This is a genomic window from uncultured Aurantimicrobium sp., assembly GCF_936931525.1.
GTDB lineage: Bacteria > Actinomycetota > Actinomycetes > Actinomycetales > Microbacteriaceae > Aurantimicrobium.
Map to the genome: position 1 here is coordinate 1 of NZ_CAKZII010000107.1, position 13,269 is coordinate 13,269.

The window sequence follows — 13,269 nt, forward strand, 5'->3', positions numbered from 1 at the left end:
AGCCCTACTTTTGGTAGCTCAAACACCTCAATCTCAATGAGGCTCCCCTCAACGTTCTTAGTCTGAAATCACAGCTGAGCGTGCAGGGAGAACTCAAATGGCACAGAAACCTCGACTACTCGTTGCCTATATTTCTTTAATAACGCTTGTGTTCGGAGGTCTCTTCGCTGCGGCGCCTGCACAAGCGCTTGCCCAAGGCGAGTGTGACCCGAACGACACCACACAGTTCACACTCGAATTCACTCCCACTTCGGCAGATCCTGAATACGTTCTTCCACTTGACGGGTTCACGGGAACCATTGACTGGGGCGATGGGGACATCAATTCCTATATAAGTACCGCTTCACCATTACATGGCTACACCTTGAACAACAGTCAGCCAATCCTGGTGTGTATTACCGGATCAGCATCAAGGTTTGGCGCGTATGGCGGGTCGTGGTGGAACGGCACGGCCAACACCAACGGCTGGCATGGTTCAGAAGATTTAACTTCAGTAGTTCAATGGGGTGATTTAGGCACTGGTTTTACCAGTCTTGAGTATGCATTCCTTGGTGCTTCACGACTCGTTTCGGTTCCCTCCAGCTTTCCCTTAACTGTCCAATCGACTTTGGGGATGTTTCGTGACGCAACTATTTTCAACGACTCGAATGTAATGGGATGGAACACAAGCAACGTTGTTGACATGACAGGAATGTTTCATGGTGCTTCGGCTTTCAACCAAAATATTGGTTCGTGGAATACCTCTCTTGTAACCGATATGAACCATATGTTCGCTGGCGCTTCCAACTTCAATCGAAACATCACACGAAATGGATCTTCGTGGAACACCAGCAATGTGACTAACATGTCAGGAATGTTCGCAGCGGCCACAGATTTCAATGGTGACATTTCTAACTGGGATACATCCAATGTCGTTGTCATGTCAGGAATGTTCGCTAATAACTATGACGATGACGGGGAATTTTTCACTGGCGACATGGCCTTCAACCAAGACATCAGTGCATGGAACACAAGCCAGGTTACATACATGTCTTACATGTTCTATGGCGCTAATCGCTTCAACCAAGACATCAGTGGCTGGAGCACAGACAGTGTGTCCTTCATGGACCACATGTTTGATGGCGCGGTGGCATTTGATCAGGACATCGGGAACTGGGATACCGGTGCAGTGTTAGACATGAATTCTATGTTCAGAGGAGCATATTTCTTCAATCCGCTATACCCCAACGACAACACTCTTGATGAATCGTTACTTGCAATTTCTCAGTTCGACCAAGACATCAGCTCGTGGAACACCCACAATGTCACGGACATGAGCATGATGTTTGCTTACAGCCGTTTCGACCACGACCTCAACCCGATTCACGTCACTACGGACCCACAGTTTCCATATGACTCCTGGGATACCAGCCGAGTGACGAGTATGAACAGCATGTTTGGTGACGCAACGCTATTCAATGGCGACATCACCGGGTGGGATACTTCCTCGGTGGTACATATGGAATCTATGTTTGAGGGCGCCTCTTCGTTTAACCAAAATATTCAATACGTGCCAGCAACAGGCTCTTCACCATCTTCATGGGATACGAGTCATGTCCAATTCATGAGCGGTATGTTCAACGGTGCGACTCTCTTCAACGGAGACATCAGCGGGTGGAGGACAGATTCGCTTGATTCAACTGACGCCATGTTCTTAGATGCCCATGCGTTCAACCAGGACATTTCAAATTGGGATGTCAGTCGAGTTATGAGCTTCTGGTACATGTTCCAAAATGCCACTTCCTTCAATCAGCCCATTGGCCGCTGGCAAACTTCTCAGGCTGAAGGTCTCCAATATATGTTTAACGGGGCAACCTCCTTCAACCAAGACATTTCCAGTTGGTATTGGGGGAATGTAGAAAATGCCTCGAACATGTTGGACGGCTCAGGCATGTCGGCTCTCAACTACAGCCGCATGCTCCGGGCCTGGGCAAATGGGCCACATCAGCCGGGTGGAGCAATTGGCGCTTCGAATATCCACTACTTCAACTTGGTAGAAACTCAGCGACAGACCCTTGTCGATCATGGGTGGGCCATAAGTGATGCAGGGGCTCAACCAGTTACCCCTACCGCGCCAATAATTCTTGGTCTTCCGAATGCAAGTCAGATCACTGACGGGCAAAGTCTGAGTTCTTCGACCCTTTCAGGGGGGATAGCAAGTGTGCCTGGGACGTTTACTTTCACAGACCCCTCTTTCGCCCCTGTTCTGGGCACGCGTCAGGTCAGCATCACTTTCACGCCTGATGACGACTTCAGTTTCACGACTGAGACCAGTCAGGTTTCTGTTGAAGTAGTTGCTGCTCCCCCAGCCCCGACACCTCCAACACCACCAAGCCCACAAACTCCGGCTCCTACCTCAACATTAGAGACTGCAGCACTCGTTCACACGGGCAGTGACCTCCAGGGACAGACGTCACTGGGGTGGATGTTGATTGTTGGTGGGCTCGTAGCTCTGGTAACTTCCAGAGTCTTTGCTCGCAGAAGAGCACGCGTTCAGCAGAGGTAATTTCCCTGCAGTTCCTGAACTTAGTGAGCAGCCAGCTCCGCTGCCTTGACCACATTGGCCAAGAGCATCGCGCGCGTCATGGGGCCCACTCCACCAGGATTCGGTGAGAAGTAACCTGCAACTTCAACAACAGCAGGGTCCACGTCACCGGTGAGCTTTGCCTTGCCGGTCACTGAATCAATCAACTGGAAAATCATTTAGGTTTATGTAGGGCTAGCCCCATGTTTTGGTTTGAGGCGAACACGTTCTCCTAGGCGATACTTGAGCCATGGGTCCTGATGTGCTGGTCATAGAAGATGACGACTTCACCCGCATGATGCTCGTCACAAGCTTGTCCACCATTGGCCTGGGCAAAATCTACTCCTCTGCTACTGCTGCTGGAGCTCTCCAGTTGGCCCACAAACATATGCCCTCCGTCGCGTTGATCGATTTACACCTTGGTGAGGGCCCGACTGGCCTGGATGTGGCGAGACAATTGAGGGCACACAATTCTCATATTGAGCTCGTCATTCTGACCAGTTATGAAGATCCGAGACTCTTAGGTGAGAACGTCGAATTTATTCCTGCCGGTGTGAGATATCTGATGAAAAAAGATATTTCAGATGTGTCTGTGTTAGCCCATGCACTGGTGGCATCCCCTCGCTCAAATCTTTCGGGAAGTGGAGCTCACCCAGGAGTTGTTGGCAAGACGCTCAGTAGTAATCAACTCGCCATACTCAAACTTGTTGCAGAAGGTCATTCCAATCTGGAAATTGCTAAACGCCAAGGAGTGACAGAGAAAGCTATCGAAGGCACTATCACTCGATTAAGCGCAAAGCTCTCTTTGGAACCCCAACCTTCGATCAACCAACGAGTGCACATTGCGCGGGTTTACTTTAGGGCGTTAGGGCTGGACATCGGTAATGATCACTCGATTTCGTGAACTTCAACAGACTGTTGGAAGCAAGTGGCTCGTCTATAGCCCTGCTTATGCCTGGTTCATCCTCCTGTGGCTCATCGGCTCGATTGTTGGAACTCCTACTGAGGGTGGCATTCTCAACCTTCTTGGCTTGCTCAGTATCAACATCATTGCACTCGGTGTGTGCTGTCTAGAGTTCATTGTGCTCAAATACACGATGTGGAGAAAAGCTGTTCAGGACAACAATGACCCTGTTCCACTCGGTCTTGTTCTCGCCGGTGGTGCAGCACTAGGAACAACAAAAACCCTCCTGGGAGTGTACCTTTCGGATGCATTTCTCGGACAAGACGTTGAGGTCAACTTCCCGCGCGTTTTCATTGGAACTATTTTGGGCATGGCGATGGTATTCGTCATTCCCATTGTTCTCACTCAGCTAGATTTCTACCGGGCACAAAGGGCGGAACTTATTGCTGAAATTGTGCGTCACGAACAACCACTCTTTCCTCAAGGTCCACTGAACATCGCCCAAGAAAGCAGTTCATCCTCCCTAGCAGAATTCAAGAAAAGGGCTCTCGCAGCATTGGAATCTGTGGAAAATCATCCAGAGAACCTTCCTGATGTCTTAGATAACTTACGCACTGCAGATATCAGGCCCTGGAGCCACAATGTGTGGCTCCAGGAGACCCGCAGAATCACGGACTTCACTCTGGGTTCCCTCTTGGGGATCAGTATGAGCAGACTAAATTTTGTCGTCCTGCCGGTTCTGATTAGCTTCGTTGTGATTCTCGGCCCCTCGGCTATTTCGTCCTATGGAGTGGTTAACGGCCTCATGGCAATCGGTCTCGAAGTACTCATTATTTTTCTGTTTCTCAGTATCGCTCGACACCTACCTCAGAGGGGTATTGCCTGGGGAGTGAGTGTGTATGTCACAACCTGTGCTGCCATGACGGCAGTTATCGGTATTCTCATTACTGCTTTCCTCGGGCCCGTTCCCTCCCTTTCTCCACTCCAGTCGTATTTATCCCTGTTCCTCGTGATCTCTCTCCTCGTGATTTTTACCAGTGTGTTCAATGTTGCCGACAAAATGCGCAAGCTAGTGCAACACGACCTCACGGAGGTAAAGACAGCGGGCGGCTACACAGAATTACAGCGAGTTCAAAACATCAAAGCGGACCGGGATCTTGCTCAGTTGCTTCACTCGCAAGTGCAGAACACATTTCTTGCGCGGTCCATCGACGTGCGCGCACAATTAACAGCTGGCCTGCTGAATGAGCAGGAACAGTCAGTCCTTCTTGCTCACAGCATGTCTCAACTCAAAAGTTATATCGAGTCCTTGGGAGAAAACCAGGCCCGAGAACACATCACACTCGGGGACGCCCTCAGCCAGCTCCAGAGTATGTGGGAGTTAACGCTCGACGTGAGTGTTTGTATTTCGCCTTCGGCTGAGGATCATGTTTATATTCCGCATGCTCAGTACATCAATCTCGTCCTCGCAGAAGCTCTAACCAATTCGGTCAAGCATGGTTTCGCCCGCAAGGCCATCATCACCATTACAGCGAATGAACATTCGCTGTCCATCGACGTAGAAGATGACGGCTTGGGGCCCCGAAATGGGTCACCTGGCCTGGGAACACACCTCTATATGTCGATGCCGAGTGCTACCTGGTCTTTGCTGCGTTCTGAATCGCTGGGCGGAGCACAACTGCACGTCGAATTTCCTCAAAAACAATAGGGTCAGTCCTTCCCTCGGGCTAGCCCTAGGTTTTTGACGATGTGTCACTTCCCCGCAACTACGGGATGTTTTTGCTTCTTAGAGTGAAAACAATCAGCATCGTGGAGGGAACCCGTCATGCGCAATGTCAAGCTTGTTGGCGTCACAATTGTTATTGCTCTGGTAGCAAGTTTGGGAGCGACCTTCGGTTCTCCCTCTTCCTCTCAGGCAGTGCCTTATGACGATTATTTCACGTCGACTGTCGGGATAAATCCGGGCGCGGTTGCGGTGTCACCAGACGGAACAAAGACATTCGTTGCAAACAAGGGCAACAGCTCAGTGAGTGAAGTGAATGCCGTCACGGGAGATCTTCTCCGAACATTTTCTGTAGGCGCTTCCCCGCATGCATTGGCTGTTACAGCTGATGGCACAGAAGTTTTTGTCGTCAACTATATGGGAAATTCCGTCACTGAAATCAGGCTGTCAGACGGAGAAACCAACACTTTTTTGGTCGGACACTGGCCGACTTCTATCGCTATCTCACCTGACAACACCGTGGCATATGTGACTAACAGCGACAGTGACACTATCAGCGTGATCAACATCACATCCGACCCAGAAAGCAGCTGGTCAAACTTAGGTGCAAATGTGGCAGTCGATGGCGGGCCCACCGCAATCGCGTTAAGCCCCGACGGGTACACCGGCTACGTAACGTTAGAGCAATCAGACGAACTCGTGAGTATTGACTTGACAGGTCCAACTTTCCCTATTGAAAAACGAATCAACGTTGGGTCAAACCCCACCGCGGTGGTTGTTAGCTCTGACGCCCAAGGGGCATTTGTGGCAAACGAATTGGATAATACGGTCAGTGCGGTGTGGCTAAATCAAAGTATTACTGACCCATTAGACCCGGATTTTGAGATGCGAATCGACGGGACAACACCCCTAGGTACAGCGCCAAACTCTCTAGCTTTTTCTCCAGATATGGGCCACCTCTACGTCACAAATTTCTTTGATGGAACCGTATCCATCATGAACACTAGCTCCCTTCTAATTGAAGAGACTCTCAACGTGGGTACCTATGTCGGAGGTGTTGCAGCCTCCCCAGATGGAACTAAGATTTTCGTCACGGCGATGCCTGACTATTCAAGTCCTGGAACACTCAAGGCCATAAATGTCGCCAGCCCAATGGCTCTTACGCTGCATGTCACTGATACGAGTGCTCCATATACCCTCCCCATCCAGGATTTGTGGGGAACCATTGCCTGGGGTGACGGAACGTTTACAAGCCACTGGGGAATGAGCAATATCTCTCATACTTATGCGTCAACAGGTAACTATCTACTCACCATTACCGGTGGGGCGACGGGTTACGGTGACGCCATCTTTGCCAAAAAAGGCAAAGTAACAAGTGTTGCGAGTTGGGGAGATTTTGCCTCAGACCCGTATTTCACCACGTTAGATTATGCATTTTCCCTCGAGCCGGAGTTGACAGCACTTCCAGCAGACTTTCCCGCTTCCGTTATCTCGGCAGAATATATGTTTACCGGGGCAGATCGTTTCAACCAGGACATCAGCACCTGGGACGTTAGCAACCTAGTGAACATGCGAGGAATGTTCTTCGGCACTCAGACGTTCGACGCCCCTATCGGCAACTGGGACATCAGCAACGCCACTGACGTCACCAATATGTTCAAGGAGGCTTACGCATTCAATCAAGACCTGAGCAACTGGCACACCAACCAGCTATTTTATTTTGACGGAATGTTCGAAGACGCAGAAAGCTTCAACCAAGATCTCAGTAGCTGGTCTATTCAAAGTTTGACCTCAGCTACAAATTTCCTCGACGGCACAGCAATGTCTTCGCTTAATTACAGCAAACTTCTGCGGGCGTGGTCTCAGCAGGAGGTTAATCCGGATGTTCATCTTGATGCACATAACACGATGTATTACTCATCTATTGACTATTTCAGAGATCATCTCATCGACGAATTTGATTGGGTCATTGAAGATGATGGCCCGACATCCATCCCACCCGCAACGCTGATTTCTGCTCCTACTCCGAGCACCATCAATTCAGGTCAACGAACACAAGAGAGCAGTTTGACCGGCGGCGCAGCTTCTCAGCCTGGCACTTTCTCTTTCACTGAACCCAGTGCTGTACTTTCCAGCGGTATCCACAATGTGGGTGTCACGTTTACTCCAGATGATCCTATTTTGTTCGCTCCGTTTACAACTACTGTGAGCCTCAACGTACGATCAGCGCCTGTTTCTGCTTCCCCTGAACCTGGGAACTTGGTGGGGCAGGATGAAACACCGATCCTTGCTCAGTTTCCTGAGGAGATAGTTCTTGCAGAATCATTCCGTTCCCCCAGCCCCCAAGCCTCTAATATGGCTCCATCTAAAGCTGGCAGCCAAACAGAGGAAGAGGCACTTCCGAGTTCGGCCTCCGCTCCTGCTCCAGCTGGTCAGTCTCCGTTGCTGTGGCTTTTCGCTGGTGCTGGCTTCACACTTCTCTTAGCAACGGGCATTTTCATTCGCATGAGAATCCGAGCAAAGTTCTAAGTGAGCAGGGACAGTGGTTTGAGCCTTTCGACTTATCAAAAACGTCGGAAAAATCTAGACTGATTGCTATTTTCGTATTACAATATTCGTATGTTGAAAAACGAATCGATCAATGGGGTTCCTGTCACCGAAGAGGACATCTCTGCATGGGTTGCTGAAGCTGAAGCAGGCATTGATGTCCCTACCCTCAAGAAGAGGGGACGAGGAAGGCCTGGGAGAGGTGCGGTCGCTTCTCAAACCATTGCAGTCCGTTTGACTGCCGAGGAACTTGCGCGTCTAGATGAGCAGGCGCAGCGAAACCACTCCAGTCGATCAGACTTTATCCGAAGTGCGCTTTTGCAATACTCTGCATGAATATTCACCCTTCCGCCCTCAAACACGGAATCAGTGCAGAAGACATTATCCAAGTGGCTTCGTGGCCGTTGTGGGTTGATTATCTGGACGCCAAATCTCCATCGCGTCAACTGCGATTAGGTTTTGATACCCAAGGGCGAATGCTTGAAACAGTTGTTCTCGTGTTTGATAGCGGTAACGAACTCATCATCCACGCGATGAAGGCACGTCCCCATCTTCTGGATTTACTTGATCAGTAAGTAAATCCAGAGCACTGATTAGCGCGTAGCGAGCTCCGCTGCCTTGACCACATTGGCCAAGAGCATCGCACGCGTCATGGGGCCCACTCCACCAGGATTCGGTGAGAAGTAGCCCGCGACCTCAGCAACAGTAGGGTCCACGTCACCGGTCAGCTTGGCCTTGCCCGTCTCTGGGTTCTCAACGCGGGTAATACCCACGTCCAGAACAGCAGCACCAGGCTTGACCCATTCAGGCTTGATGAAGTGGGGAACACCCACAGCAGCAACAACCACATCAGCGCGACGAATCTCGTCTTCGATGTTGACGGTGCGAGAGTGTGTCAGTGTCACCGTTGAGTCGATGCCCTTGCGGGTGAGCAAAAGACCCAGAGGGCGACCCACGGTAAGCCCACGGCCGACCACGGTGACATGCTTGCCAGAAAGAGGAACGTCGTAGCGCTGGAGCAGCTCCACAATTCCTGCAGGAGTGCAGGGAAGTGGCGAAGCCAGTTCTCCTTCAATGCCCATGACCAGACGTCCCAAGTTCATGGGATGAAGGCCATCAGCATCCTTGGCAGGATCAATGAGCTCCAGTGCTGCGTGCTCGTCTAGGCCCTTGGGCAAAGGAAGCTGCACGATGTAACCGGTCACAGCAGGGTCAGCGTTGAGCTTCTTTATCGCTTCTTCAACATCTGCCTGAGTTGCTGTGGCAGGCAGATCAACTCGGATCGAGTTGATGCCTACCTCTGCACAGTCGCGGTGCTTGCCCGCGACATACGAACGCGATCCAGGGTCGTCGCCCACCAACAGCGTGCCCAAACCAGGGGTGATTCCCTTGGCCTTGAGCGCTGCAATACGGTCAGCGAGTTCACCCTTGACGGCAGACGCAGTTGCGATGCCGTCGAGAGTGATTGCTACCACTGCTCGAGACCTGGGTACAGGGGGAACTTCTCGGTCAATACCTTGACACGAGCCTTGAGAGAAGAAACATCAGCACCAGGCTTGAGAGCCTCAGCAATGACATCTGCAACCTCGGTGAACTCAGCATCGCCGAAGCCACGTGTTGCGAGGGCAGGAGTACCAATACGCAGACCCGAGGTGACCATGGGTGGACGTGGGTCGAACGGTACCGAGTTACGGTTCACGGTGATGCCGGAAGCGTGAAGCACATCTTCTGCCTGCTGACCATCCAAAGGAGAGTTGCGCAGGTCAACGAGAACCAGGTGAACTTCAGTTCCGCCGGTGAGCACGTCAACGCCCGCAGCCTTCATGTCGGGCTGGGTCAGACGGTCAGCAATGATCTGAGCACCGCGCAGGGTGCGCTGCTGACGATCCTTGAACTCAGGCTCCATCGCGAGCTTGAAGGCAGTTGCCTTCGCTGCGATGACATGCATGAGGGGACCACCCTGCTGTCCAGGGAACACAGCCGAGTTGAGCTTCTTGGCCAGTTCTTCGTCACGGCTGAGGATCAGACCGGATCTGGGACCTGCCAAGGTCTTGTGAACGGTTGTGGAAACAACGTCAGCGAAAGGTACGGGGTTGGGGTGCAGACCAGCTGCAACGAGACCTGCGAAGTGAGCCATGTCGACCCAGAGCTTGGCGCCTACTTCATCAGCGATCTTGCGGAACTCAGCAAAGTCGAGCTGACGAGGATATGCCGACCAACCAGCGATGATGACGGCAGGCTTGTGCTCGTGAGCCAGCTTGCGGACAACATCCATGTCCACGAGGAAAGTTTCAGGGTCAACACCGTAGGCAACGGGGTTATAGACCTTGCCGGAGAAGTTCAACTTCATACCGTGGGTGAGGTGACCACCGTGTGCGAGTTCAAGACCGAGGATAGTGTCGCCAGGCTGAGCAATCGCGTGGAGGACAGCAGCGTTCGCAGTTGCACCGGAGTGAGGCTGAACGTTGGCATATGCAGCACCAAAGAGCTTCTTGGCACGCTCGATGGCGAGGCTTTCAGCCACGTCAACGAATTCGCAACCACCGTAGTAACGCTTGCCGGGGTAACCCTCTGCGTACTTGTTGGTGAGGACCGAACCCTGAGATTCGAGCACGGCACGAGGAACGAAGTTCTCGGAAGCAATCATCTCGAGGAAGTCGCGCTGGCGACCGAGTTCGTTCTGCAGTACTGCAGCAATCTCGGGGTCAACCTCGGAGAGAGGGGCGTTGAAGGTGTTATCTGAAGACACAGTGGGCTCCTAGGGATAGACCGGGACAAACCCGGAACAGGTTTTGTCGTTCATAGCCCAGGCGTTCGGCTAGATCCGCTCATTAATCGCTCCCTGATGGATACCCATCTCAACGCCAGTTGCGACTGTGTCAGTCTACCAAGCTTGAAGGCAATATTCTTGATGAATGACTGACGCAACCCACTGGGTACTCACCTTTGTTTGTGCCGATAAGCCTGGCATTGTGCATGCCGTCAGTGGAGCCATTGTTGCAGCCAACGGAAACATCACCGAGAGCCAGCAGTTCTCCAGTGATGACACCGGAACCTTCTTCATGCGCCTCCAGGTGGAGACGACCGCCAGCCGCGAAGAATTCGAGCTTGCTCTGCAGCCCGTCACCTCGAACTACAACATGCAGTGGCGTCTCGACGTTGTCGGACGCCCCCTGCGCACCCTGGTCCTCGCAACCAAGGCAGCTCACTGCCTCAACGACATCTTGTTCCGCCAGCGTGCAGGGCAACTGCCAGTGGAGATCCCTCTGGTGCTCTCCAATCATGATGAGCTCAGCTCCCTTGCTGGCTTCTATGGCATTCCGTTTGAATCTATGGCTGTCACTACTCCCGAGCAAAAGGCTGCTTTTGAGAAGCGCCTGCTCGAGGTTGTTGAAGAGAACGACATTGAGCTTGTTGTCCTTGCCCGCTACATGCAGGTGCTCTCACCTGAGCTCTGCAAGAAGCTCGAAGGCAAAATCATCAATATTCACCACAGCTTCCTGCCTGGTTTCAAGGGCGCTAATCCCTACAAGCAGGCACACTCACGTGGTGTGAAGCTCATCGGTGCCACCGCACACTTTGTCACCAGCGACCTGGATGAAGGTCCGATCATTGAGCAGAACGTGGTGCGCGTTGACCACTCGCGCTCTCCCGAAGAACTGGTGGCCATTGGCCAGGACGAGGAAAGCCGCACCCTGACCCAGGCCGTCAAGTGGTTTGCTGAAGATCGCATCCTGCGCGATGGTCAGCGCACGATTATTTTCAAGTAATCCTGCGGAATAAATCAGAGCGCGTGCGCATTCTCTCTAAAGAACCAACGTCACTGGTTCACCAAGGGGAAAACAATGAGTGAGACCACGCAGCCCGTGCTGTTTATGAGCCACGGTGCTCCCATGCTGGTCGATGACGCTCGCTGGTCCAGTGAACTCGCTGGGTGGGGTCAGGCACTTGAGAAGCCTAAGCAGATCCTCATGGTCTCTGCGCACTGGGAAGAAGCACCTGCCACCATCAGCTCCACCCGTGAAGACACGGGGCTGGTCTATGACTTCTATGGCTTCCCCAGCAAGTACTACGAGATGACCTACAACACCCCTGCCGCAACAGAGCTTGCTGCAGATGTGCTGGGCGTGCTGGGCACAGATGTTCAACAAGATCAGGGCCGTGGTTTGGACCACGGCGCCTATGTGCCCCTGACCCAGATGTATCCCGATGCAGATGTTCCGGTGCTGCAACTGTCTCTGCCAAGCCTGAACCCCGTTGACCTTTTCGAGATGGGTCGCAAACTTGCTCCCCTAAGGGACTCAGGAACATTGATTGTGGGCTCTGGTTTCACTACCCACAACCTGCGTTGGTTCAACCCCGGTGCTGGTCCTGATGGCACACCCCCTCAGGCATCTGCTGAGTTCGACCACTGGGCTGCGGAAGCTCTGGAGAACAAAGACATTGACGCTTTGTTGAACTTCTGGGACCAGGCTCCTGCTGCTCACGAAGCCCACCCTCGGATTGAACACTGGGCCCCGTTGTATGTGGCATTGGGTGCTGCTTTGGAGACTGGTTTGGATAATTCCAGTGCAATTGAGGGCTTTTGGTATGGCCTGTCCAAGCGATCGTGGCAGTTCGCCTAAATTCTTTCTACAAAGCGTAGAATTAGGTTCATAAGTAATTCATAGGTTGGTCATAGGGTTCCCCCAGACTGACCTGACAGATTTATCTCATGACCATGACCGCGCCATACAAAACCCCTCAGCCCGCACGCCGCGGCAGCGCTACTTCTGAGCGCGCCACGGCTATCAAGCGCGGCTATAAGGCACGTCTGCGTCGTGGGGATCTGCTCGAGACCATTGTGTACTTTTCGGTGGCCATCGTTCTCGCTCTCTTCCTGGCTGACGGCGGAGCCACCTATTTCCTCAAGATCAACGAAGCCGTCACTGGCCTCGGTATCGTCACCGGCTTGATTGGTTCCGACCTGCTCTTGGTCATGCTTGTGCTTGCTGCACGCATCCCCGCAATTGATCGCACCTTCGGTCACGACAAGGCATTGGCTTTGCACCGCAAGTTGGGCAAGCCCGTTCTGTATTTGATCTTGGCTCACATGCTGTTGCTCATGATTGGCTATGGCATTACCCAGGGACTCAACCCTGTGGCCGAAGCCATCGACATGATTGTCAACCAGCAAGACATGTCCATCGCTTTCATCGCGACCGGTCTACTGATCCTGGTTGTGGTGACCTCACTGGTTATCGTGCGCAAGAAGCTCTCCTATGAGTTCTGGTACATCGTGCACCTGCTCTCCTACGCAGCAATCCTGCTGGCTCTGCCTCACCAGTTCACTCAGGGCATGATGTTCGCTGACGGAACCTGGGCTCGCTGGTACTGGATGGCGCTCTATGTTGGATCGCTTGCCGCCATCACCATCTTCCGCGTCATCATCCCCGTGGCCAGCTCGCTGCGTCACGACCTTCGCGAGATCCAGGTTGTTGTGGAGCCTACCGGTGATGTTTCCGTAACGATGAGTGGCCGCGACCAGGATGC

11 protein-coding genes, 1 pseudogene and 1 riboswitch are annotated in these 13,269 nt (G+C 52.5%); of the genes and pseudogenes, 9 read left to right on the plus strand and 3 right to left on the minus strand.

Going from position 1 to position 13,269, the window contains the following annotated elements:
- The first annotated feature begins 97 nt into the window (after positions 1-97).
- Positions 98-2,545 carry a BspA family leucine-rich repeat surface protein gene (locus tag Q0362_RS05025; protein ID WP_298120649.1) on the plus strand — a complete coding sequence of 816 codons (2,448 nt, stop codon included), beginning with the start codon at positions 98-100 and terminating at the stop codon, positions 2,543-2,545.
- A 20-nt stretch (positions 2,546-2,565) separates the two neighbouring features.
- Here the strand turns inward: Q0362_RS05025 and Q0362_RS05030 are convergent.
- Positions 2,566-2,733: pseudogene (locus Q0362_RS05030) on the minus strand (bifunctional methylenetetrahydrofolate dehydrogenase/methenyltetrahydrofolate cyclohydrolase); the annotation flags it as partial.
- A gap of 80 nt (positions 2,734-2,813) precedes the next feature.
- On the opposite strand from Q0362_RS05030, the gene Q0362_RS05035 reads away from it, so the two are divergent.
- The 5 genes from Q0362_RS05035 (at position 2,814) to Q0362_RS05055 (ending at position 8,312) form a co-directional block, all read left to right on the plus strand.
- Positions 2,814-3,467, plus strand: coding sequence for a response regulator transcription factor (locus Q0362_RS05035; RefSeq protein ID WP_298120651.1), 654 nt, complete (start codon positions 2,814-2,816; stop codon positions 3,465-3,467).
- Positions 3,448-5,175 (plus strand): hypothetical protein, encoded by a 1,728-nt coding sequence (locus Q0362_RS05040; RefSeq protein ID WP_298120654.1) that lies wholly within the window; start codon positions 3,448-3,450, stop codon positions 5,173-5,175. The genes Q0362_RS05035 and Q0362_RS05040 overlap by 20 nt, the downstream gene beginning before the upstream one ends.
- Positions 5,176-5,292: 117 nt before the next feature.
- Positions 5,293-7,719, plus strand: a complete 2,427-nt coding sequence (locus Q0362_RS05045) for a BspA family leucine-rich repeat surface protein (protein WP_298120656.1) — start codon at positions 5,293-5,295, stop codon at positions 7,717-7,719.
- A 90-nt stretch (positions 7,720-7,809) separates the two neighbouring features.
- On the plus strand, positions 7,810-8,073 hold the full coding sequence (locus Q0362_RS05050) for a ribbon-helix-helix domain-containing protein (RefSeq protein ID WP_298120658.1): 264 nt from the start codon (positions 7,810-7,812) through the stop codon (positions 8,071-8,073).
- Complete coding sequence (locus Q0362_RS05055) at positions 8,070-8,312, plus strand: toxin (protein WP_298120660.1); 243 nt, start codon at positions 8,070-8,072, stop codon at positions 8,310-8,312. The genes Q0362_RS05050 and Q0362_RS05055 overlap by 4 nt, the downstream gene beginning before the upstream one ends.
- An 18-nt stretch (positions 8,313-8,330) precedes the next feature.
- Here Q0362_RS05055 and Q0362_RS05060 read toward each other — a convergent pair whose 3' ends face one another.
- Positions 8,331-9,212 (minus strand): bifunctional methylenetetrahydrofolate dehydrogenase/methenyltetrahydrofolate cyclohydrolase, encoded by an 882-nt coding sequence (locus tag Q0362_RS05060; protein WP_298120662.1) that lies wholly within the window; start codon positions 9,210-9,212, stop codon positions 8,331-8,333.
- Positions 9,206-10,486 (minus strand): serine hydroxymethyltransferase, encoded by a 1,281-nt coding sequence (gene glyA, locus Q0362_RS05065; protein ID WP_298120667.1) that lies wholly within the window; start codon positions 10,484-10,486, stop codon positions 9,206-9,208. The genes Q0362_RS05060 and glyA overlap by 7 nt, the downstream gene beginning before the upstream one ends.
- Positions 10,487-10,534: 48 nt before the next feature.
- Positions 10,535-10,619, minus strand: a riboswitch (ZMP/ZTP riboswitch).
- Between the two features lie 33 nt (positions 10,620-10,652).
- On the opposite strand from glyA, the gene purU reads away from it, so the two are divergent.
- The 3 genes from purU to Q0362_RS05080 all read left to right on the plus strand — a co-directional run.
- Positions 10,653-11,507: a formyltetrahydrofolate deformylase gene (purU, locus tag Q0362_RS05070; protein ID WP_298120671.1), complete on the plus strand. Its 855-nt coding sequence runs from the start codon at positions 10,653-10,655 to the stop codon at positions 11,505-11,507.
- A 75-nt stretch (positions 11,508-11,582) separates the two neighbouring features.
- Entirely contained in the window at positions 11,583-12,362 is a 780-nt protein-coding gene (locus Q0362_RS05075) for a dioxygenase (RefSeq protein ID WP_298120672.1), read from the plus strand.
- Positions 12,363-12,451: 89 nt separating this feature from the next.
- On the plus strand, positions 12,452-13,269 hold an 818-nt coding region (locus Q0362_RS05080; protein WP_298120676.1), incomplete at its 3' end, for a ferric reductase-like transmembrane domain-containing protein.